General features: G+C 72.6%; 16 protein-coding genes. 14 read left to right on the top strand and 2 right to left on the bottom strand.

The window, feature by feature from the left end; genetic code table 11:
* Positions 1-35: 35 nt before the first annotated feature.
* On the bottom strand, positions 36-632 hold the full coding sequence (locus ABT106_RS23410; RefSeq protein WP_351280562.1) for a vitamin K epoxide reductase family protein: 597 nt from the start codon (positions 630-632) through the stop codon (positions 36-38).
* A gap of 164 nt (positions 633-796) precedes the next feature.
* Between ABT106_RS23410 and ABT106_RS23405 the strand changes: the two genes are divergently transcribed.
* Entirely contained in the window at positions 797-1,945 is a 1,149-nt protein-coding gene (locus tag ABT106_RS23405) for a sensor histidine kinase (RefSeq protein WP_351280559.1), read from the top strand.
* 12 nt (positions 1,946-1,957) lie between these two features.
* Here the strand turns inward: ABT106_RS23405 and ABT106_RS23400 are convergent, their stop codons facing one another.
* Positions 1,958-3,016: a rod shape-determining protein gene (locus ABT106_RS23400; protein ID WP_351280557.1), complete on the bottom strand. Its 1,059-nt coding sequence runs from the start codon at positions 3,014-3,016 to the stop codon at positions 1,958-1,960.
* A 117-nt stretch (positions 3,017-3,133) separates the two neighbouring features.
* Between ABT106_RS23400 and folC the strand changes: the two genes are divergently transcribed.
* The 13 genes from folC (at position 3,134) to ABT106_RS23335 (ending at position 22,252) form a co-directional block, all read left to right on the top strand.
* Positions 3,134-4,663, top strand: a complete 1,530-nt coding sequence (gene folC, locus ABT106_RS23395) for a bifunctional tetrahydrofolate synthase/dihydrofolate synthase (RefSeq protein ID WP_502979464.1) — start codon at positions 3,134-3,136, stop codon at positions 4,661-4,663.
* Between the two features lie 2 nt (positions 4,664-4,665).
* Entirely contained in the window at positions 4,666-5,025 is a 360-nt protein-coding gene (locus tag ABT106_RS23390) for a DUF4233 domain-containing protein (RefSeq protein ID WP_267718585.1), read from the top strand.
* A gap of 64 nt (positions 5,026-5,089) precedes the next feature.
* Positions 5,090-5,500 (top strand): nucleoside-diphosphate kinase, encoded by a 411-nt coding sequence (gene ndk, locus ABT106_RS23385; RefSeq protein ID WP_351280554.1) that lies wholly within the window; start codon positions 5,090-5,092, stop codon positions 5,498-5,500.
* A gap of 296 nt (positions 5,501-5,796) precedes the next feature.
* Positions 5,797-6,816, top strand: a complete 1,020-nt coding sequence (locus tag ABT106_RS23380) for a rod shape-determining protein (RefSeq protein WP_008738981.1) — start codon at positions 5,797-5,799, stop codon at positions 6,814-6,816.
* 212 nt (positions 6,817-7,028) lie between these two features.
* The gene (mreC, locus tag ABT106_RS23375) at positions 7,029-7,976 is read left to right on the top strand and encodes a rod shape-determining protein MreC (protein ID WP_267718583.1); all 948 of its coding nucleotides are present in this window, start codon (positions 7,029-7,031) and stop codon (positions 7,974-7,976) included.
* 13 nt (positions 7,977-7,989) lie between these two features.
* Positions 7,990-8,694, top strand: coding sequence for a rod shape-determining protein MreD (mreD, locus tag ABT106_RS23370; protein WP_351280551.1), 705 nt, complete (start codon positions 7,990-7,992; stop codon positions 8,692-8,694).
* 13 nt (positions 8,695-8,707) lie between these two features.
* Positions 8,708-10,879 (top strand): penicillin-binding protein 2, encoded by a 2,172-nt coding sequence (mrdA, locus tag ABT106_RS23365; RefSeq protein WP_351280549.1) that lies wholly within the window; start codon positions 8,708-8,710, stop codon positions 10,877-10,879.
* A gap of 5 nt (positions 10,880-10,884) precedes the next feature.
* Positions 10,885-12,087, top strand: a complete 1,203-nt coding sequence (gene rodA / locus ABT106_RS23360) for a rod shape-determining protein RodA (protein WP_351280547.1) — start codon at positions 10,885-10,887, stop codon at positions 12,085-12,087.
* Positions 12,088-12,136: 49 nt separating this feature from the next.
* Entirely contained in the window at positions 12,137-13,672 is a 1,536-nt protein-coding gene (locus tag ABT106_RS23355; RefSeq protein WP_351280545.1) for a CYTH and CHAD domain-containing protein, read from the top strand.
* A 72-nt stretch (positions 13,673-13,744) separates the two neighbouring features.
* Positions 13,745-15,670 carry a TIGR03960 family B12-binding radical SAM protein gene (locus ABT106_RS23350; protein ID WP_351280542.1) on the top strand — a complete coding sequence of 642 codons (1,926 nt, stop codon included), beginning with the start codon at positions 13,745-13,747 and terminating at the stop codon, positions 15,668-15,670.
* A 124-nt stretch (positions 15,671-15,794) separates the two neighbouring features.
* Positions 15,795-17,120 carry a hypothetical protein gene (locus ABT106_RS23345; RefSeq protein WP_351280540.1) on the top strand — a complete coding sequence of 442 codons (1,326 nt, stop codon included), beginning with the start codon at positions 15,795-15,797 and terminating at the stop codon, positions 17,118-17,120.
* Positions 17,121-17,245: 125 nt separating this feature from the next.
* Positions 17,246-18,025 (top strand): TIGR03936 family radical SAM-associated protein, encoded by a 780-nt coding sequence (locus tag ABT106_RS23340; RefSeq protein WP_351280537.1) that lies wholly within the window; start codon positions 17,246-17,248, stop codon positions 18,023-18,025.
* 237 nt (positions 18,026-18,262) lie between these two features.
* A complete protein-coding gene (locus tag ABT106_RS23335) occupies positions 18,263-22,252 on the top strand; it encodes an Rne/Rng family ribonuclease (protein WP_351280534.1) in 3,990 nt (1,329 codons plus the stop codon).
* Positions 22,253-22,342: the final 90 nt, after the last annotated feature.

Raw genomic sequence — 22,342 nt, 5'->3', positions numbered from 1 at the left:
CCCCCGGCGGGGGCGCCCCGCAGCCCAGCCGGGCGTCACAGGAGGCGGCTGCCGAACTCCGCCGCGATCAGCGCGGCCAGCACCGCGTACAGGGTGAGCGGCACCAGCCAGTGCGGGACCGCCCGCAGCACCGAGCCGGGTTTCGCCAGGTGCCGGGTGACGTACCAGAACAGAGGGATCATCACCGCCCAGACGGCCACGCACCACGGGCACAGCGCCCCGATGACGTACAGGCACTGCCCGATCAGCCACACCGTGAAGGCGAAGCCCGCGGCGATCGCGGCCCACAGGCCCAGCCAGAGCCGGCGGGGGAGGACCGCCCCGGCGACCAGGGCCAGGCCCAGGCCCGCGAGGGCGGCGAAGCCGGCGAGGCCGAGCAGCATGTTGGGGAAACCCAGCAGGTTGCTCTGCCAGGTGGCCATCACGTCGCCGCAGCTGAGGACCGCGTTCACGTTGCACCCGGGGGAGAAGAGGGGGTCCTCCAGGGTGCGCAGCCGGTCGTACGTCAGGACGCCCGAGGCCAGCGTGCCGATCAGGCCGCCGACGAGCAGGAGCAGGCCCGTGCCCCGGGCGGACCGGGCGGACCGTGCGGACCGGGCGGACCGGGCGGGGAGAGGGGCGTCGGGGCTCATTGCCCCGACCCTACGAACGGCGGGCGGCCCGGCGGCAGAGCGGAAGGACTCCGGCACGCAGGGTCGTCCGGCCCTGGTTCCGGCCCGTCCGGAGTGCCTCATATCACTTTTTATCCGGTCCGACCGGATCCGATCCGCCCGGCCGACCCCGGATGATGGAGGGCATGCACGTCAAGCCCGTCGCCTCGGCGCTCCACTGGGCCGTGGCCACCGGCCGTCGGCTCGCCGAGTGCTGGGCGGGCTCGCCGAGGGCGCTGGACGTGCTCACCGCGCTCGGCTGCCTGGGCCTGATGTCGCTGGACCTGCCGGGCCTGGCCGCCGCGGACAACTCGCTCAACGGCCCGCTCGCCGCCGGCGTCCTCGCCGCCGGCTGCTCGACCCTGCTGCTGCGGCGCCGGATGCCCTGGCTCTCCTTCCTCGCCGCGCTGCTGTTCATCGGCTGGCTGCACGAGCTGACCCTGATCCAGTTCGCGCTGTACTCGGTGGGCCGCTACCGCGGGCGCCGGGCCGGGATCCTGGCCACCACGGCCTACGTGGCCTTCGCCCTGGTGATGTTCCTGCTGCCGGGCTGGCCCGAGCCGCGGGTCGAGACCCTCAGCGCCTTCCTCAGCCTGGTCGTGCCCATCGGGGTGCTCGCCTCGGCCGTCGGGATCGCCGCCTACCGCCACGACCTGGTGGCCGAGCTGACCGCCCGGCGGGCCGAGTCCGCCGTCCTCCAGGCCGTCCAGGAGGAGCGCACCTCCGTGGCCCGCGACGTCCACGACTTCGTCGGGCGGGAGCTGACCCTGCTGACCGTGCGCTCCGAGGTGCTGTCGGTGCGGGCGCGCCGGACGGCGTACGCCCAGGACTTCGAGGAGCTGGCCGACACCGCGCGCCGGGCCCACCTGGTGCTCAACGACATCATCGTGCAGCGCGGGGAGCGGGCCGCGACCCCGGGCGTCGACGGGCTCCCGGCCCTCGCCGAGGAGAGCGGGCGGGCCGGGTCGCCCGTACGGCTCGTGCTGGACCCGGACGCGCACGCGCTGTCGCCGCTGCGCCAGGCGGCGGTCTACCGGGTGGTCCAGGAGTGCCTGACCAACGCCGCGAAGCACGCGCGCGGGGAGACCATCGAGGTCTCGGTCGCGGCGGACGGCCCGCAGGTGCGGATCGCCGTGAGCAACGGGCTGCCCGACCGGACCCCCGGCCGCGCCCCGGTCTCGGCGGGCTCGGGTACGGCGAGCATGGCGGAGCGCGTCCGGAGCCTGGGCGGCACGCTGACCGCCACCCGCACGGAGGCGTCGTACCTCGTGGTCGCGACCCTGCCGCGCGGCTGACGGCCGTACGGGTCAGGCCCGCAGCACCCCGGAGGCGAACCGGGCCCCTTCCAGGGTGTCCAGGTCCTCGACGCACTTGCCCGAGCCCAGGGCCACGCAGTCCAGCGGGTTGTCCGCCACGAAGACCGGGATGCCGGTCGCGGAGGCCATCCGCAGGTCCAGGCCCGGCAGCAGCGCGCCGCCTCCGGTCAGCACGATGCCGTGCTCCATCACGTCGCCCGACAGCTCCGGCGGGCACTCCTCCAGAGTGGCGCGGACGGCCGCGATGACCGCCTCGACGGGCTCGTCGAGCGCCGCCCGTACATCGGTGGCGGTCAGCCGGAGGGTCTTGGGCATCCCGCCGACCCTCTCGCGGCCGCGCACGGTGAAGGTCCGGGTCTCCAGTTCGGGCCGGCCGGGCACGGGCCACGCCGATCCGATGGCCACCTTGGCGTCCTCGGCGGTGCGCTCGCCGATGAGCAGGCCGTGCTCCTTGCGGACGTGGTCGATGACCGCCGCGTCGAGCCGGTCGCCGCCGACCCGGAGCGAGCGCGAGGTGACGATGCCGCCCAGCGAGATGACGGCGACCTCGCAGGTGCCGCCGCCGATGTCCACGACCATCGAGCCGCGCGCCTCGGCCACCGGCAGCCCGGCCCCGATCGCCGCCGCCATCGGCTCCTCGATCAGGTGCACGGTCCTGGCGCCCGCCCGCGTCGAGGCGTGGACGATGGCCCGCCGCTCGACCGGGGTGACACCGGAGGGTACGCAGATCACCATCCGGGTGCGGGTCCGCCGGCCGGGGACCGCCTTGCGGACGAAGTGCCGGATCATCTCCTCGGCGGCCTCGTAGTCGCAGATCACACCGCCCTTGAGGGGGCGGATCGCGGTGATGGAGCCGGGGGTGCGGCCGATGGTCTCCCTGGCTTCCGTCCCGACGGCCAGGGCGGTGGTCGTACCGGCCCGGACGGCGACGACGGAGGGCTCGTTGAGGACGATTCCGTGTCCCCGGGCGTAGACGAGGGTGTTGGCGGTCCCCAGGTCGATTCCTATGTCGCGGCTGGAAGCTGTCTTGTTGGTGCTGACCTGCGGCATTTGTTCCCCAATCTCCTGCTCGCAAGGCTTGCATAACGATCTGGTCGCCCTTCACGCCGAAGGTCCTGAAACGACCGGGCCGAAGGTCTCGCGGGCCGCCGTCCGTAGACTGGGCCCGTGAGTGAGCAGCAGCCCGAGAGCCACGGCCCCGACGATCTTGACCGCCTCCCCGACGAGTTCGACCGGATCGTGGCCGAAGAGTCCGACCGCGATCCCGACCTGGCGGTGATCGAGGCCGGGAGCCGCACCCTGCGCGCCCAGGCCGGACCGCCCCAGAAGGACCCGGTACCCGCCCACCCCACCGACCCGGAGACCGCGAAGGCGCTCCAGGAGGTGGAGCAGGAGCTCGCGACCCGCTGGGGCGAGACCAAGCTGGAGCCGTCCGTGACGCGCATCGCGGCGCTGATGGACCTGCTGGGCGAGCCGCAGCGCGCGTACCCCTCGATCCACGTGACCGGTACCAACGGCAAGACCAGCACGGCCCGCATGATCGAGTGCCTGCTGAACGCCTTCGAGCTGCGCACCGGCCGCTACACCAGCCCGCACGTCCAGTCGGTCACCGAGCGGATCAGCCTCGACGGGGCGCCGATCACCGCCGAGCGGTTCGTGGAGACGTACCACGACATCAAGCCGTACGTGGAGATGACCGACGCCGCGCAGGAGTACCGGCTGTCGTTCTTCGAGGTGCTCACCGGCATGGCGTACGCGGCCTTCGCGGACGCCCCGGTCGACGCGGCCGTGGTCGAGGTCGGCATGGGCGGTACCTGGGACGCGACCAACGTCATCGACGGGGCGGTCGCGGTGGTCACCCCGATCAGCCTGGACCACACCGACCGGCTCGGCTCCACCCCCGGCGAGATCGCCCAGGAGAAGGGCGGCGTCATCAAGCAGGGCGCCACCGTCATCCTGGCGCAGCAGCCGGTGGACGCGGCGCAGGTGCTCCTGAAGAGGGCCGTCGAGGTCGACGCGACGGTGGCCCGCGAGGGCATGGAGTTCGGCGTCGTCTCGCGCGAGGTCGCGGTCGGCGGGCAGCAGCTGACGCTGCGCGGCGTGGGCGGCGAGTACGACGGGATCTTCCTGCCGATGTACGGCGCCCACATGGCGCACAACGCGGCGGTGGCGCTGGCCGCCGTCGAGGCGTTCTTCGGCGTCGGCCAGGAGCACGCGCGGGTGCTGGACGTGGAGACCGTACGGAAGGCCTTCGCCGCGGTGACGTCGCCGGGCCGGATGGAGGTCGTGCGGCGCAGCCCGACGGTGGTCCTGGACGCGGCGCACAACCCGGCGGGCGCGGCGGCCACCGCGGAGGCGGTCACCGAGTCGTTCGGCTTCAGCCGGCTGGTCGGGGTCGTGGCAGCGAGCGAGGGCAAGGACGTCCGCGGGGTGCTGGAGGCGTTCGAGCCGATCTTCGCGGAGGTGGTGGTGACGGAGAACTCCAGTCACCGGGCCATGGGCGCGGACGAGCTGGCGGGCGTCGCGGTCGAGGTCTTCGGCGCGGACCGGGTGCAGGTCGAGCCGCGGCTCGACGACGCCCTGGAGGCGGCGATCACCCTGGCGGAGGAAGAGGCCGAGTACGGAGGGGCCGGGGTCCTGGTGACCGGTTCCGTGATCACGGTGGGCGAGGCCCGCCTGCTGCTGAAGAGGGGCTGAGGATGCGCACGCTGTGTGCGAGCACGCTGATCGGCGAGTTCTTCGTGATCGGGTTCGCCGGCCTGGTGGCCATGAAGAACCCGGACCTGACCCAGGCGGAGGTCTGGACGGTCTGCGGCGTCACGATGCTGCTGTCGGTGCTGCTCTGCGGGATGCTGTCGCGGCCCGGGGCGGTGCAGCTGGGCTGGGCCCTGCAGATCGGGCTGATCGCGAGCGGGTTCGTCGTTCCGACGATGTTCTTCCTGGGCGCGGTGTTCGCCGGCCTGTGGTGGTGCTCGGTGCACTACGGGCGCAGGATCGACACGATCAAGGCGCGTTGGGCGGCCGCGCAGGAGGCACCCGCGGCGCCTGACGCTGCGTGACGGTTCACCGCATCGGCCCTGTAGATTCGTCCCACCGCACCCGTATGCCGCAAGGAGCCTCACCATGACCCAGCGCACCCTCGTCCTGCTCAAGCCCGACGCCGTCCGGCGTGGCCTGATCGGCGAGATCATCGGCCGGATCGAGCGGAAGGCCGGCTGGACCGTTCCCGCGCTGGAGCTGCGCACGCTGGACCAGGAGACCCTGGAGGCGCACTACGGCGAGCACAAGGGCAAGCCGTTCTACGAGCCCCTCATGGGCTTCATGTCGAGCGGTCCCGTCGTCGCCCTGGTGGTGGAAGGGGAACGCGTGATCGAGGGTGTCCGCCAGCTGGCCGGACCCACCGACCCGATCGCCGCGGCGCCCGGCTCCATCCGGGGCGACTTCGGCACGATCACCCGCGAGAACCTCATCCACGCCTCCGACTCCGAGGAGTCCGCCGCGCGTGAGCTGAAGCTGTTCTTCCCCGCTCTGTGAGTACCCCCCACTGACGTGACATCAGCCAAATAGCGCTCATGACCTGGGGCGACCGAAGTAATTTCGGTCGCCCTCCGGTATTTCCGGCGGCGACCGGGAACGACTGGGCAGAACACGACGTCACCACTAAGGGGGCGGGTATCCGTTCCGGCGGGTTTGCCGGAGTCCCGTCGCGCGGTGTCCGCACTCCCGGCACTACGATGGGGCCTCCACCCACACACCCACCTCGCCGACCTGACAGCAGCCGCTATCAACTGGAAGGCCAGACGCTCCTCATGGGGAACAAGGGGAACTACATGTCGTTCATCGGCCGTGACATGGCGATCGACCTCGGGACCGCCAACACGCTGGTGTACGTGCGGGGCCGGGGGATCGTCCTGAACGAGCCGTCCGTGGTCGCCATCAACACGAACACCGGCGGCATCCTGGCGGTCGGCTCCGAGGCGAAGAAGATGATCGGGCGCACGCCCGGCAACATCGTCGCCGTGCGGCCCCTCAAGGACGGCGTGATCGCCGACTTCGAGATCACCGAGCGAATGCTCCGGTACTTCATCCTCAAGATCCACAAGCGCCGCTACCTGGCCCGTCCGCGCGTCGTGGTCTGTGTGCCCTCCGGCATCACGGGAGTGGAGCGCCGAGCCGTCATCGAGGCGTCCACGCAGGCCGGCGCCCGTCAGGTGCACATCATCGAAGAGCCCATGGCCGCCGCCATCGGATCGGGCCTGCCCGTCCACGAGGCCACCGGCAACATGGTCGTGGACATCGGCGGCGGCACCACCGAGGTCGCCGTCATCTCCCTCGGCGGAATCGTCACGGCACAGTCCATCCGGGTGGCCGGCGACGAGCTGGACAACGCGATCATCCAGCACATCAAGAAGGAGTACTCGCTCCTCCTCGGTGAGCGCACGGCCGAGCAGATCAAGATCACCATTGGCTCGGCGTACGACCTCGACAAGGACGAGCACACCGAGATCCGCGGCCGCGACCTCGTCTCGGGCCTGCCCAAGACCGTGGTCATCTCGGCCGCGGAGGTCCGCAAGGCCATCGAGGAGCCCGTCAACGCCATCGTCGACGCGGTCAAGACGACGCTCGACAAGTGCCCCCCGGAGCTCTCCGGCGACATCATGGACCGCGGCATCGTCCTCACCGGTGGCGGCGCCCTGCTGCGCGGCCTCGACGAGCGGCTGCGCCGCGAGACGGGCATGCCGATCCACATCGCCGAGGATCCGCTCGACTCCGTCGCGCTCGGCTCCGGCAAGTGCGTCGAGGAGTTCGAGGCGCTCCAGCAGGTCCTGGACGCCCAGCCCCGCCGCTGATGCGGACCCCCGGGGCCGGGGACCGCGCGGAACACAAGAATCCGCCGTACGGGTGCTGCCGCGCCCGTGCGGCGGATCGTTGATATACAGGCAAAAGACCTGTGCGAGCCCCGGCTCCAACGGAGCGCATCCACCGCCCCGATGACAGCACCGGCTCCACGGGAGCGGCTACGCCGCTCGCACATCTCTACGAGGAAGGCACGCCGCCGCACGTGAGGGACACACGAGAAAGCCGGCTGCTCCTGGTGCTTCTGATCGCCATCGCGTTCGCATTGATCACGGTGGACATCAGAGCGGGCGAGGAGTCTCCGGTCGACGGTGCCCGGCAAGCCGCCGCAACGGTCTTCGGCCCGGTCGAGAAGGGCGTGTCGACGGCCGTCGATCCGGTCGCCAACGCCATAGGGGCGGTACGGGACTCCGGCGAGCGCCACAACCGCATCGCCGTACTGGAGCGCGAGAACGCCCGTCTGAAGGCCACGCTGGGCAGCGAGGACCAGAACCGCAGCCGTGTCCGCGAGCTCGACGAGATGCTCAAGCGGGCCGGCGCCGGACAGTACGGAATCAAGGGCGCCGAGGTCATCGCCATAGGAGCGGCCCAGGGCTTCTCCTGGACCGTCACCATCGACGCCGGGAGCAAGGACGGCATCGAGCGCGACATGACCGTCCTGAACGGGGACGGGCTCGTCGGCCGGGTCTCCACCGTGGGCCCCGACACCGCCACCGTCGTCCTCGCCAACGACCCCGACTTCACCGTCGGCACGCGGCTTGAGAAGACCGGCGAACTCGGCTTCGCCACCGGCCAGGGCGACCGCGCGATGTCCGTCCAGATGCTCAACGGCAAGGCCAAGATCAACCCCGGCGACCGCCTCGTGACCTTCGGCTCGCGCGGCAACAAGCCCTTCGTGCCCGGCGTGCCGATCGGCGAGGTCGTCAAGGTCGACCCCTCGCGCGGCGACCTGACGCGCACCGTCTGGGTGAAGCCGGCCGTTTCCTTCTCGCGCCTGGACATCGTCGGCGTCGTCGTCATGCCGCCGCGCGAGGACCCGCGCGACGCCGTCCTTCCCCCCAAGCCCGAGGCCCCCAAGCCCACCCCGACCGTCACCGTGACGGTCACCCCGTCCGCGTCGGCCGGTGTGGCCGGCAAGCCGGCCGACGAGTAGGAGCAGACCGCCCATGCGCTTCAACCGGATCCTGCTCTCGGCCACCCTCGTGGTGGTCGCCCTCGTCGTCCAGGTCACCGTCCTGGGCCGGCTCCAACTGCCCGGCGCCGTACCCGACCTGGTCCTGCTCACCGTCGTCGCCCTCGCACTCGTGTACGGGCACGTCACCGGCGCCCTCATCGGCTTCGCCGCGGGCCTCCTCACCGACCTGGCCCCGCCCGCCGACCACGCCGCCGGGCGCTACGCGCTCGTGCTCTGCCTCATCGGCTACGTGGCCGGCCTGGTCCGCCCCGACAGCGGGCGGTTCCGCTCCGCCTGGGGCCCCATGCTGACGGTGGTCGGCGCCGCGGTCGCCTCCACGCTGCTCTACGCGGGAGTGGGCGCCCTCGTGGGCGACACCGCCGCCCGCCACGTGGGCCTGACCGGTCTGCTGTTCACCGCGACCCTGTACGACCTGCTGCTCGCGCCCTTCACCGTGCCGTTCATCATGGCGCTGGCCCGGCGGGCCGAGAACGACCCGATGGCCGTCGAGGCCGGTGGCGGGCCGGCCCAGAGCAAGGACGTCTCCGCCGGCTGGCTGGCCGGCGGCACCGGCCTGCGCATCGGCAGCCAGCGCGGCGGACTGCGGATGAAGACCGCGCGCGGACGCGCCAACCGGGCCGGCCGCATAAAGGGCGTCAAGGTCGTGAAGAGCGTCAAGAGCGTCAAGAAACTGTGACGAGGGAGCAGCGGTGACCAACTCTCCGGAAACCGGCCGCACCTCCCGGGTGCGCATCAGGCTTGTCATGATCCAGGTACTCGTCCTCTCGATGTTCCTCACCCTCGCCGGGCGCCTGTGGTACCTCCAGGTACGCAACGGGCAGGAGTACTACGACGAGGCCAAGAGCAACCACGTCCAGCAAGTGGTCCAGCCGGCCGTGCGCGGCTCGATCCTCGACGCCCGCGGGGTCGCGCTCGCCGACAACGAGACCCGCCTCGTCGTCTCCGCCAGCCGTACCGCCCTGATGAAGATGCCGGACCGGGGCAAGGGCGTCATGACCCGTCTCGCCGGCGTCCTGGACATGAGCCCCCAAGAGGTCATGGACAAGGTCCGGCTCTGTGACTCCCGGACCCCCGCGCCCTGCTGGAACGGCTCCCCGTACCAGCCGATCCCGGTCACGCTCGAGGCCACCACGCAGCAGGCGCTGCAGCTCCGCGAACGCCCCGAGGAGTTCCCCGGCATCACCGCGGAGCCCACCGCCGTCCGCCGCTACCCGGCGCCCGCCGGCACCCGGACCGCGCAGGTGCTCGGCTACCTCTCGCCGGTCACCGACGACGAGATCAAGAAGGCCAAGGACACCGACTCGCCGCACCTGCGCTCCGATCAGGTGGGCCGTTCCGGAATCGAACGGACCTATGACAAGGAGCTGCGCGGAAAGGCGCAGGTCACCTCGTACGAGGTCGACAACCTCGGCCGGGTCATGGGGCAGACCAAGTCCGACCCGGGCGTGGCCGGGTCCACCCTCGTCACCAGCATCGACGCCCGGGTCCAGGCCGTCGCCGAGTACGAGCTCCAGCAGGCGATGAAGACGGTCCGCAACGAGACCGACAAGATCACCGGACGCAAGTACGAGGCCGACTCGGGCGCGGTCGTCGTCATGGAGGTCAAGACCGGCCGGGTCGTCGCGATGGCCTCCCAGCCCGACTACGACCCCAACGCCTGGGTCGGCGGCATCTCGGCCACGGACTACGCCAGGCTCACCAGCCAGAAGTCCAACTACCCGCTGCTCAACCGGGCCATCCAGGGCCAGGCCCCCGCGGGCTCCATCTTCAAGGTGGTGTCGGCCAGCGCGGCCGTGCGGGCCGGCTACGCCTTCGACGACAAGTACAACTGCAGCAGTTCCTACAGCCTCGGCGGTCGCAGCTTCGCGAACTTCGAGTCCAAGGGACACGGCCCCATCACCCTCGGCGACGCCCTCAAGTTCTCCTGCAACACCGTCTTCTACGCCCTCGGGCACAAGGAGTGGCAGCACGACGGCGGGCTCCAGCCCAAGAAGGACGCCCACGACTGGTTCTACCGGACCGCCCGCGAATTCGGGCTCGGGTCCGAGACGCGGATCGACCTGCCGAACGAGGTCACCGGCCGCATCCCCGACCGGCGGTGGAAGAAGAACTTCTGGGCGGCCAACAAGAACGCCTGGTGCAAGCAGGGCAAGAAGGGCGGCACGTACGTCGAGCAGATCGCGTACGAGAGCTGCCTCGAGGGCAACCAGCTCAAGGCGTTCGACAGCATCAACTTCGCCATCGGCCAGGGCGACGTCCTCGTCACCCCCATCCAGATGGCCACCGCCTACTCGGCCATCAGCAACGGGGGCACCCTCTACAACCCCACCGTCGGCAAGGCAGTGATCAGCGCCGACGGCAAGCACGTCGAGATGATCAAGCCCCAGGCCCACGGCAGGCTGCCGATCGACGCCCAGACCGTCAGGGACCTCGACAAGGGCCTGCGCTCCGTGGTCGAGCCCGGAGGCACCGCCGCCTGGCGGTTCGGCGGCTGGCCGCTGGACAAGATCCCGATGCGGGCCAAGACCGGCACCGCCCAGGTCTACGGCAAGCAGACCACCTCGTGGCTGGCCACGTACACCGACGACTTCGCGATCGTCATGACCATCTCCCAGGGCGGCACCGGCTCCGGAGCCTCCGGCCCCGCCGTCCGCACCATCTACAACGCCATCTACGGCCTCGACATGGAGGGCAAGCAGGACCCGAGGAAGGCCCTGCTGCTCAAGCCGGAGGCGAAGCTGCCCCGGGTCCTGCCCGACGGCTCCATCGAAGCCCCCGACATCAAGCCGTACGTGCCGCCGTCCCCGGAGGATGTCGCGCCGCCCGCACTCGCCGGACCACCCCCCGCACGGCAGGACTGAAGGACATGCAGACCGCCAACAAGTTCTCCGTCTCCCGGTACGCGCCCGAGCAGCGCGGGGCGATGGCCAGGATCACCGCCCGCGACTCCGTCGTGCGCCGGCTCGACTGGCCGATACTCCTGTCCGCCCTCGCGCTGTCCCTCATCGGCGCCCTGCTGGTGTGGTCGGCGACCCGCAACCGGACCCAGCTCAACCAGGGCGACCCGTACTACTTCCTGTTCCGGCACGCGCTGAACACCGGCATCGGCCTCGTCCTGATGATCGGCACCGTCTGGCTCGGCCACCGCACCCTGCGCGGCGCGGTGCCCGTGCTGTACGGGCTCTCGCTGGTGCTCATCCTCGCCGTCCTCACCCCGCTCGGCGCCACCATCAACGGCGCCCACGCGTGGATCGTGATCGGAGGCGGATTCTCCCTCCAGCCCTCCGAGTTCGTGAAGATCACGATCATCCTGGTCATGGCGATGCTGCTGGCCACCCGGGTGGACGCGGGAGACCTCTCCCATCCCGACCACCGCACGGTCGTCAAGGCCCTGTGCCTGGCGGCCGCCCCCATGGGCATCGTCATGCTGATGCCCGACCTCGGCTCCGTCATGGTGATGGTCGTCATCGTGCTCGGCGTCCTGCTGGCCTCCGGGGCCTCCAACCGGTGGGTGCTGGGCCTGCTCGGCTCGGGCGCCGGCGGAGCCATCCTGATCTGGCAGCTCGGCGTCCTCGACGAGTACCAGATCAACCGCTTCGCCGCCTTCGCCAACCCCGAGCTGGACCCGGCGGGTGTCGGCTACAACACCAACCAGGCCCGCATCGCCATCGGCTCGGGCGGACTGACCGGCTCCGGGCTCTTCAAGGGATCGCAGACCACCGGCCAGTTCGTGCCGGAGCAGCAGACCGACTTCGTCTTCACGGTCGCGGGGGAGGAGCTCGGCTTCATCGGTGCCGGGCTCATCCTCGTCCTGCTCGGCGTCATCCTGTGGCGGGCCTGCATGATCGCCCGCGAGACCACCGAGCTCTACGGGACCATCGTGTGCGCGGGCATCATCGCCTGGTTCGCGTTCCAGTCCTTCGAGAACATCGGGATGACCCTCGGGATCATGCCGGTGGCCGGGCTCCCGCTGCCCTTCGTCTCGTACGGAGGGTCATCGATGTTCGCCGTCTGGGTCGCCGTCGGGCTGCTGCAGTCGATCAAGGTGCAACGGCCGTTGTCGGCCTAATGCCCCGTTCACCCTGGAGTCACGTCCCGTTCAGGACTAAATTCGGTCCATGGCGGACACGAAGCGCGAGATCGAGCGGAAATTCGAGTTCACGCGGGCCGGCAAGAAAGGCTCCGGGCCGGCCCGCGGCGAGGTACCGGACCTGACGGGCACGGCCGGGATCACGTCCGTGACCGAACAGGGCACCGTCGAACTCGACGCCGTCTACTACGACACCCCCGACCGGCGGCTCGCCGCCGACGGCCTGACCCTGCGCCGCAGAACCGGTGGCGCGGACGCCGGCTGGCACCTCAAACTGCCCGTCTCCCCAGGCGTCCGCGACGAGATCGGGGCCCCGCTCGGCGACGCCCTCCCCGGCTCCCTCGCCGCACTGGTCCGCTCCCGCGTCCGCGACGCGGGCCTGGCCCCGCAGGTCCGGCTGGTCTCCTCGCGCCGGCTCAGCCACCTCCTCGGCGCCGACGGCGCCCTCCTCGCGGAACTGGCCACCGACGCGGTCCGCGCCGAGCGCGGCGACGCCACCGCGACCTGGACCGAAGTCGAGGTGGAACTCGCCGACGGAGTGGACCCCGCACTGCTCGACGCGGTCGAGAAGACCTTCCGCAAGGCCGGGCTCAAGGTCTCCGACGCCCCCTCCAAACTCGCCCGGGCCCTCGCCGAGACGGGAGTCGAACCCCCCGCCCGGCCCGGGGACGCCCGACCGGACGCGACGGCGGGCGCCCAGGTGCTCGCGTACCTGCGCGCGCAGCGCGACACGCTCGTCGCCCAGGACCCGGCCGTCCGGCGGAACCTGCCCGACTCCGTCCACCAGATGCGGGTCGCCACCCGCCGGCTGCGCAGCGCCTTCAAGACCTACCGCAAGGTGCTCGACCGCGACGTCACCGACCCGGTCGGCGAGGAACTGCGCTGGCTGGCCGCCGAACTCGGCGTCGACCGCGACCAGGAGGTCCTCCTTGAGCGGATCCAGACCCGCCTGGGCGAGCTCCCGCGCCCCCTGGTCACGGGCCCGGTCCGCAGCCGCCTGCGCGTGTGGAACACCACCCGCCGCGCCGGATCGCGGCGCCGGGCCCTGGCCGTGCTCGACGGCGCGAGGTACGTCGCCCTGCTGGACTCCCTCGACGCGCTGCTGGACGACCCGCCACTGCGCGACGCCGCCGTCCGGCCCGCGCGCGAGGTGCTGCCCGCGGCCGTGATCCACGACGTAGAGCGCCTCGCCGGCCGGGTCGGGGACGCGCTGGCCATGGAGCGGGGCCACGGCCGCGACCTGGCCCTGCACGAGGCCCGCAAGGCCGCCAAGCGCGCCCGGTACGCGGCCGAGGCCGCCGTCCCCGCGCTCGGCAAACCGGCGAAGCGGCTCGCCGGGGAGATGAAGTCGGTGCAGTCCCTGCTCGGCGACCACCAGGACGGCGTGGTGGCCCGCGAAGCCCTGCGCGGCCTCGCCGCCCAGGCACAGGGAGCCGGGGAACCCGGCTTCACCTGGGGCGTCCTGTACGGACGCGAGGAGGCCCTGGCCGAGCGCCGCGAACGCGAACTCCCCGACGTCTGGGCCACGGCGGCCGACCCGGCACTGCGGGCCGCGCTCGGATGATCATGCGGGGAGGGGCGGGTGTGCCCCGGGGTACGCTTGAGAGTCGCCCCCTGCCCGCTTCACGAAAGTCGCGTGATGACCGAGTCGGTCTTCCCTCAGCTCGAGGCCCTGCTTCCGCACGTCCAGAAGCCGATCCAGTACGTAGGCGGAGAGCTGAACTCCACCGTCAAGGACTGGGACGCCTGTGACGTCCGCTGGGCGCTCATGTACCCGGACGCGTACGAGGTCGGGCTGCCCAACCAGGGCGTCATGATCCTGTACGAGGTGCTGAACGAGCGCGAGGGCGTCCTCGCCGAGCGCACGTACAGCGTGTGGCCGGACCTCGAAGAGCTGATGCGCGAGCACAAGGTGCCCCAGTTCACCGTCGACTCCCACCGCCCGGTGTCGGCGTTCGACGTCTTCGGGCTCTCCTTCTCCACCGAGCTCGGCTACACCAACATGCTCACCGCCCTGGACCTCGCGGGCATCCCGCTGGAGGCCCGCAACCGCACCGTCGACCACCCGATCGTCCTCGCGGGCGGCCACGCGGCCTTCAACCCCGAGCCGATCGCGGAGTTCATCGACTGCGCGGTCATCGGCGACGGCGAGCAGGCCGTCCTCGACATGACCGAGATCATCCGCGCCTGGAAGGCCGAGGGCCGTCCGGGCGGACGCGAGGAAGTCCTGCTGCGCCTCGCGAAGACCGGCGGCGTCTACGTCCCGGGCTTCTACGACGTCGAGTACCTGCCCGACGGCCGCATCGGCCGCGTCGTCCCGAACCGCTCCGGCGTGCCGTGGCGCGTGTCCAAGCACACCGTCATGGACCTCGACGAGTGGCCGTACCCGAAGCAGCCGCTGGTCCCCCTCGCCGAGACCGTCCACGAGCGGATGTCGGTGGAGATCTTCCGCGGCTGCACCCGCGGCTGCCGTTTCTGCCAGGCCGGCATGATCACGCGCCCCGTGCGGGAGCGAAGCATCACCGGCATCGGCGAGATGGTCGAGAAGGGCCTGAAGGCGACCGGCTTCGAGGAGGTCGGCCTGCTGTCGCTGTCCTCCGCGGACCACTCCGAGATCGCCGACATCGCCAAGGGCCTCGCGGACCGCTACTCCGACGACAAGGTGGGCCTGTCCCTCCCGTCGACCCGCGTGGACGCCTTCAACGTGGACCTGGCCAACGAGCTCACCCGCAACGGGCGCCGCTCCGGCCTGACCTTCGCCCCCGAGGGCGGCTCCGAGCGCATGCGCAAGGTCATCAACAAGATGGTCTCCGAAGAGGACCTGATCCGGACCGTTTCCACGGCGTACGGCAACGGCTGGCGCCAGGTGAAGCTGTACTTCATGGTCGGCCTGCCGACCGAGACCGACGAGGACGTGCTCCAGATCGGCGACATGGCGGTCAACGTCATCGCCAAGGGCCGCGAGGTCTCCGGCCAGAACGACATCCGCTGCACGGTGTCGATCGGCGGATTCGTGCCGAAGCCGCACACCCCGTTCCAGTGGGCTCCGCAGCTGTCGGCGGAGGAGACGGACGCCCGCCTCGGCAAGCTCCGGGACAAGCTCCGCGGGGACAAGAAGTACGGCCGCTCCATCGGCTTCCGCTACCACGACGGAAAGCCCGGCGTCGTCGAGGGCCTGCTCTCGCGCGGCGACCGCCGCGTCGGCGACGTCATCCGCGCCGTGTACGAGTCCGGCGGCCGCTTCGACGGCTGGCGCGAGCACTTCAGCTACGACCGCTGGATGGAGGCGGCCGGCAAGGCGCTGCCCGCGCACGGTGTGGACGTCGCCTGGTACACGACCCGCGAGCGCACGTACGAGGAGGTCCTGCCGTGGGACCACCTCGACTCCGGTCTCGACAAGGACTGGCTCTGGGAAGACTGGCAGGACGCCCTCGACGAGACCGAGGTCGAGGACTGCCGCTGGACCCCGTGCTTCGACTGCGGCGTGTGCCCGCAGCTCGACCTCGACATCCAGATCGGCCCCACCGGCAAGAAGCTGCTGCCGCTCACGGTCGTGAAGTAGCCGCTCTCCAGGCGGCCGTCCGCCCGGACGGCTCGGCGAGCGCCGCGTAACACCTGCGCATCGGGAGGCCCCCACCCGCAACGGTGGGGGCCTCCCGTGCGTCGTCAGGGACATGATCGTCGACATGCGGAAACGACCGGGCCCCGATCCCGACCCGGATCCCGGGCCCGGGCCCCTCGCCCGGCCGGAGGGCCAGGGGTGTGTCTTCGCCGTCGTGCGGATCCCCGTACGGATCGTGGCGGTGCTCGTCCTGCTGCCACTGCGGATGGTCTGGGACCTGCTGGTCCTCTGCGCCCGCGCCGTGCACCGCCGCGCCCTGCGGCCGGCCGGCGACGCGGTGGCCTGGCTGTTCGCGCGGCTGTACCGGTACCTCCTGGCCCCCCTCGGCCGCGGGCTCGCGTGGTGCGGGCGGTGGGCGGCGCTGGTGGTGGAGTGGCTGGCGAAGGCAGTCTTCTACTGGCCGTGGGCCGCCGCGTGGCGCCACGTCCTCGTACCCGCCGGTTCCGCGCTGTGGCGCCACGTCCTGGCCCCGTTCGGCCGCGGGCTCGCGTGGTGCGGGCGGTGGGCGGCCGTGCTGGTCGAGTGGCTGGCGAAGGCCGTGTTCGTGTGGCCGTGGGTCTGGCTGTGGCGCCACGTCCTGGCCCCGCTCGGCCGGGGACTGCTCCGGCACCTGCTGCACCCGGCCGGACACGGGCTCGTACGGGCGGTCCGGGCGCTGGGCCGGTACGTGCTCCGGCCGCTCGGCACCGGCATCCTCCGGTTCCTCGCCGCCGGCTACCGCCACCTGCTGGTTCCGCCGGCCCGTGGCGCCGGCCGACTGGCCCGGTGGCTGTACCACCGCGTCCTCACCCCGGCCGGGCACGGCCTCGCCCGGTTCCTCCCCGTGCTCCTGCGCGCCGTGTTCGTCTGGCCGTGGGCCGCGCTGTGGCGCCACGTCCTGGTCCCCGCCGGGCGCGGCCTCGCCTGGCTGGCCAAGGCCCTGCTGGTGTGGCCGTGGGCCGCCGCCTGGCGGTACCTGGTGGTCCCCGGAGCCGCCGCGGCGTACCGCTACCTGCTGGCCCCGCTCGGCCGGGGCCTCGCCCGGACCGCGCGCGGGCTGTACGCGTACGTGCTCACGCCCCTCGGACATCTCCTCCTCTCCGCCTGGCGGCTGGCCGGCCGCGTCAGCCGGGCCATCGGGCGCGGGCTGCTCCTGCTGTGGCGCGGGCTCGTCGCCCGGCCCGCGGCCTGGGCCTACCGGCAGGTCGCCACACCCGCCGGGCATTTCGCGCGCGAGATGTGGCGCACGGCACGCGCCGCGGTGCGGGAGGCGCGTGCGGGCGTACGGCAGGCACTGTTCGGTACCCCTTCCCGGGAACCGGCGAGGTCACGGGCGCGTACTCTGGGTAGTACGAAGGCCGCAGGCAACACGCCCGCTCCCGAGATCTCCCTCCACGAACGGCAGGGGTGAGCCGGAGGCGGGGCGTGGCCCGCAGGCCCCCCAGACCTCAGGGCGACGCGCCGGCCGCGGAGCCCCGCACAAGGAGAGAACCACTGGGCAAGCGACAGCCCGAAGGCCCGCCACCCGCACCGGTGGTGCAGCGCATCCGACTGCGCTACACCAAGCGCGGCCGCCTCCGGTTCACCAGCCACCGCGACTTCCAGCGGGCGTTCGAGCGGGCCCTGCGCCGCGCCGAGGTGCCCATGGCGTACTCGGCCGGCTTCACCCCGCACCCCCGCGTCTCGTACGCCAACGCCGCCCCGACCGGGACCGGCAGCGAGGCCGAGTACCTCGAGATCGCCCTCGCCGCACCGCGCGACCCCGAGAAGCTGCGCGCGCTGCTCGACGAGTCGATGCCGACCGGCCTCGACATCATCGACGCCGTGGAGGCCCGCACCCCGGGCCTCGCCGACCGCCTCACCGCCTCCGTGTGGGAGCTGCGCCTGGACGGAGTGGACCCGGCCGAGGCCGAACGCGCCGTCACGGCCTTCCTCGCCGCCGAGACGGTGGAGGTCCAGCGCCGGACGAAGAACGGCATGCGGACCTTCGACACGCGCGGCGCGGTGGTCACTCTGGAAGCGCTTTCCGCCCAGGTTGATAGGCCGCTGGACCAGGCTTGTGCGATACTGCGGCTGGTTGTTCGGCATCTGACACCTGCCGTGCGACCCGACGACGTCCTGTCCGGTCTCCGAGCTGTGGCCGACCTGGCGCCGCCGGTCCCCTCAGCGGTGACCAGGCTGGCGCAGGGGCTCTTCGACGAGGAGTCCGGCACGGTGACCGACCCGCTCGCGCCCGACCGCGAGGCCGACACGGCCGCCCCACAAACGGCCGCCGTAGCGGCCGACGCGAAGGCGCCGGAAGGTCCCGCCGCGTAGGGAACGTCGTCGTCGCGCAGCCCTGGCACTCGGGAGCCACCTGGGTCGGGCAGCGCAATTGACCTGAAGACTTCCGCCAGGCCGTACGCACACACACGTACGGAACCGGCGGCCATGGACTACAGCTCCCGTGTGGCGAACGCGCCCCGGAGGCCGGTTCCGCGCTCATTACGCGAAACCGAGCCGGACCGGATGTCAGCCGCGGCGCCCGGGAGCGTGACGGGAGAACCGCCCGCAATGCTCAACAACGAAAACACCACCACCCCCGGTAACGCCGACAGCGGCAGCCCCAGCGACAATCTGCCCCCGCGCAGGCGTCGACGCGCCGCCTCCCGGCCGGCGGGCCCGCCCGGCGCGACCGCCGCCGAGAACACCCCGGTGGCCGAGGCCGCTCCGGCCGCCCCCGAGGCGCAGGCCGCTCCGGCCGCCGCCCCCGTTCGTGCCCGTCGCCGTGCCACGCGTGCCGTGACCGCCCCCGAGACTCCCGCCGCCGTCGCTCCCGCCGCCCCGGCCGCTGTGGCTCAGGCCGTCGACGCTCCCGCCGCCGCGGTCGTCGCGGAGGAGTCCGCCGCTCCGGCGCCGCGTGCCCGTCGCCGTGCGACCCGTGCCGTGACCGCGCCGGAGGCTCCGGCCGCCGCCGCTGTCGTCGCTCCGGCCGAAGCCGCGCCGGTGGTCGAGGAGGAGGCTCCGGCCGCTCCCGCCCCGCGTGCCCGTCGCCGTGCCACCCGTGCCGTGACCGCCCCCGAGGCTCCCGCCGCCGTCGCGGTCGCCGCCCCGGCCGCCGCCGCCCCGGCCCCGGCCGTCGAGGCCCCCGCCGCGGTCGCCGCCGCGGAGCCCGCCGCCGAGGAGCCCGCCGCTCCGGCGCCGCGCACCCGCCGCCTTGCCACTCGCGCCGTCGCCGCCCCGGCCGGTGCCGGGCAGCCCGCCGCCGTCGCGGACGAGGCCCCCGCCGCCGTGGAGGAGGCCCCGAAGGCCGCCGCCCGCGCCGTCACCGTCGCCGACGCCGTGGACTCCCCGAAGCGCGGCGGCCGCCGCCGCGCCACCCGGTCCACCACCGCCCCGGCCGCTGCCGCCCCGGCCACCAGCGCCCCGGCCGCCGCCGCGGAGCCCGCCGCCGCTGCCGAGGCCGAAGCGGCGCCCGCCGCACCGGCCCGCTCGCGCCGCGCCACGCGTCCCGCCGTGGCCGTCTTCCAGGCCCCGGTCTTCGCCGAGCCGATGTTCCAGACCCCCGAGACGGCCGCCATGGCCGCCGCGGCCGCCCGCGCCGCCGACCCGGCCGACGAGGTCGAGGAGGAGGACGAGCTCACCGAGGCCGCCGCCCCGGCCGAGGTCGTCGAGACCCCCGCCCCGCAGCCCGCCGGCCGCCGTCGTCGCCGCGGTCGCGGCGCCGCCGAGGCCGCCCCGGTCGCCGAGAGCGGCCCGGTCTCCCTGCCCGAGGTGCTCGCCGAGGAGGAGCCGGAGGCCGAGACCGCCGAGACCGACGAGGAGTCCGCCGAGTTCGACGACGGCGACGAGTCGGGCGAGCGCCCCTCGCGCCGTCGCCGCCGCGGTGGCCGCCGCCGCCGTCGTGGCGAGTCCGCCGACCTCGACGATTCCGCCGAGGACGAGGCCGAGACCCCGGCCCCCGAGCAGGAGGCCGAGGAGCAGGAGGACGACGAGGACGACGACACCGGCGCACTCGGCTCCAGCTCCAGCCGTCGCCGCCGTCGCCGTCGCCGTCGCAGCGGTGACTCCGGCTCCGACGCCGCCGAGGGCGGCGAGGACGACGGCGTACGCACCGTCGTCAAGGTCCGCGAGCCGCGCCCGGCCCGCGAGCGCGCGGAGTCCGCGTCCACGTCCACCTCCTCCGACGAGGTCCAGTCCATCAAGGGCTCGACCCGTCTGGAGGCGAAGAAGCAGCGCCGCCGCGAGGGCCGCGAGCAGGGCCGCCGCCGCGTCCCGATCATCACGGAGGCCGAGTTCCTGGCCCGCCGTGAGGCCGTCGAGCGCGTGATGGTCGTCCGCCAGTCCGGCGAGCGCACCCAGATCGGCGTCCTCGAGGACAACGTGCTCGTCGAGCACTACGTCAACAAGGAAGAAGCCACCTCGTACGTCGGCAACGTCTACCTGGGCAAGGTCCAGAACGTGCTGCCGTCGATGGAGGCCGCCTTCATCGACATCGGCAAGGGCCGCAACGCGGTCCTGTACGCCGGAGAGGTCAACTTCGAGGCGCTCGGCATGGCCCACGGGCCGCGCCGCATCGAGTCCGCCCTCAAGTCCGGCCAGTCGGTCCTGGTGCAGGTCACCAAGGACCCGATCGGCCACAAGGGCGCCCGCCTGACCAGCCAGGTCTCGCTGCCCGGCCGCTACCTGGTCTACGTGCCCGAGGGCTCGATGACCGGAATCAGCCGCAAGCTGCCCGACACCGAGCGCGCGCGTCTGAAGACCATCCTCAAGAAGATCGTCCCCGAGGACGCGGGCGTCATCGTGCGCACCGCCGCCGAGGGCGCGAGCGAGGACGAGCTGCGCCGCGACGTCGAGCGCCTCCAGGCCCAGTGGGAGGACATCCAGAAGAAGTCGAAGCAGATCTCGACCTCTTCCCCGAGCCTGCTGTACGGCGAGCCGGACATGACCGTCCGCGTCGTGCGCGACATCTTCAACGAGGACTTCTCGAAGGTCATCGTCAGCGGTGACCAGGCCTGGGAGACCATCCACGGCTACGTCGCGCACGTCGCCCCGGACCTGTCCAACCGGCTGTCCCGCTGGACCTCCGAGGTCGACGTCTTCGCGACGTACCGGATCGACGAGCAGCTCGCCAAGGCCCTCGACCGCAAGGTGTGGCTGCCCTCGGGCGGCTCGCTTGTGATCGACAAGACCGAGGCGATGATCGTCATCGACGTCAACACCGGCAAGTTCACCGGTCAGGGCGGCAACCTCGAGGAGACCGTCACCAGGAACAACCTGGAGGCGGCCGAGGAGATCGTGCGCCAGCTGCGGCTGCGCGACCTGGGCGGCATCGTCGTCATCGACTTCATCGACATGGTCCTGGAGTCCAACCGCGACCTGGTCCTGCGGCGCATGCTGGAGTGCCTGGGCCGCGACCGGACGAAGCACCAGGTCGCCGAGGTCACCTCGCTGGGCCTGGTCCAGATGACCCGCAAGCGGGTGGGCCAGGGTCTGCTGGAGTCCTTCTCCGAGACCTGCGTCCACTGCAACGGCCGCGGCGTCATCGTCCACATGGAGACGCCGACCGTGGTCGGCGGCGGTGGCAACGGCAAGCGCGCCAAGCGCCGCGGTGGCAAGTCCGAGTTCGACCAGCACGACCACGACCACGACACCGACACCGTCGAGGCGGAGTTCGAGGCCGAGGCCGAGGCCGAGAGCGATGCCGAGGTGGCGGCCGAGGCCGCCGCCCCGCGGGCGCTGCCCGAGCCGGAGTTCGTCGCGGACGAGGAGCTGTACAGCAGCCCCGCCGAGGCCGAGGCGGGCATCAGCGGCCGCCGCAACCGCCGCCGTGCCACCCGCAAGGCGACCGCTCCGGCGGGCGCCCCGCGCGGTGCGGCCGCCCCGGCGCCGGCCCCCGTGGCCGAGGCCGTAGCGGAGCCGGTCGCCGAGCCCGCGCCCGTCCAGACGGCGCCGGTCCCGCAGCCGGTCGTGGAGGCCGCCCCGGCCCCCGTGGCCGAAGCCGCCGCGGAGCCGACGGCGGAGGAGGCCCCCCAGGGCCGCACCCGCCGCCGGGCGACCCGTAAGGCGACCGCTCCGGCGGGCGCCCCGGCCGAGGCCGCCCCGGGGCCGGTCGTCGAGTCCGCGCCGGTCGTCGAGCCCGTCGCCGAGCCCGTCGCCGAGGAGGCGCCCGTCGCGGACGCCGCTCCGGCCCGCCCGCGCCGTCGTGCCACCCGCAAGGCCACCGCGCCCGCCGGTTCTCCGGCCGGCGCGGCGGAGGCGGCCGTGGTCGTCGTCGAGGCCCCGGTGACCGAGGTGGCCGCTCCGGCCGCTCCGGCCGGGGAAGACGCCCCGGCGGAGGAGGCTCCCGCCAAGAAGGCCGCCAAGAAGGCCCCGGCCAAGAAGGCGACCGCGGCGAAGAAGGCGACCACCGCCAAGAAGGCGACGGCGGCGAAGAAGGCCACCACCGCCACCGCCAAGAAGGCGGCCACCACGAAGAAGACCGCGACCAAGCGGGCCACGAAGAAGACCGCGGCGGCGGAGCAGCAGGCGCTCCCGTCCGTCTCGGCTCCCACCGAGGTCTGATACCACGGTCCCGCCGAAACGGCCCGGCCCGGCACTCCGCTTGTGTCGTGAGCACCGTCGCGGTACCGCTGTGCGACACGAAGACCCCCG

Source organism: Streptomyces sp. NPDC002044 (genome assembly GCF_040296725.1).
GTDB lineage: Bacteria > Actinomycetota > Actinomycetes > Streptomycetales > Streptomycetaceae > Streptomyces > Streptomyces antarcticus.
The sequence above is the reverse complement of the archived record's forward strand: the minus strand, read 5'-3'. Positions and strand labels throughout refer to the sequence as shown.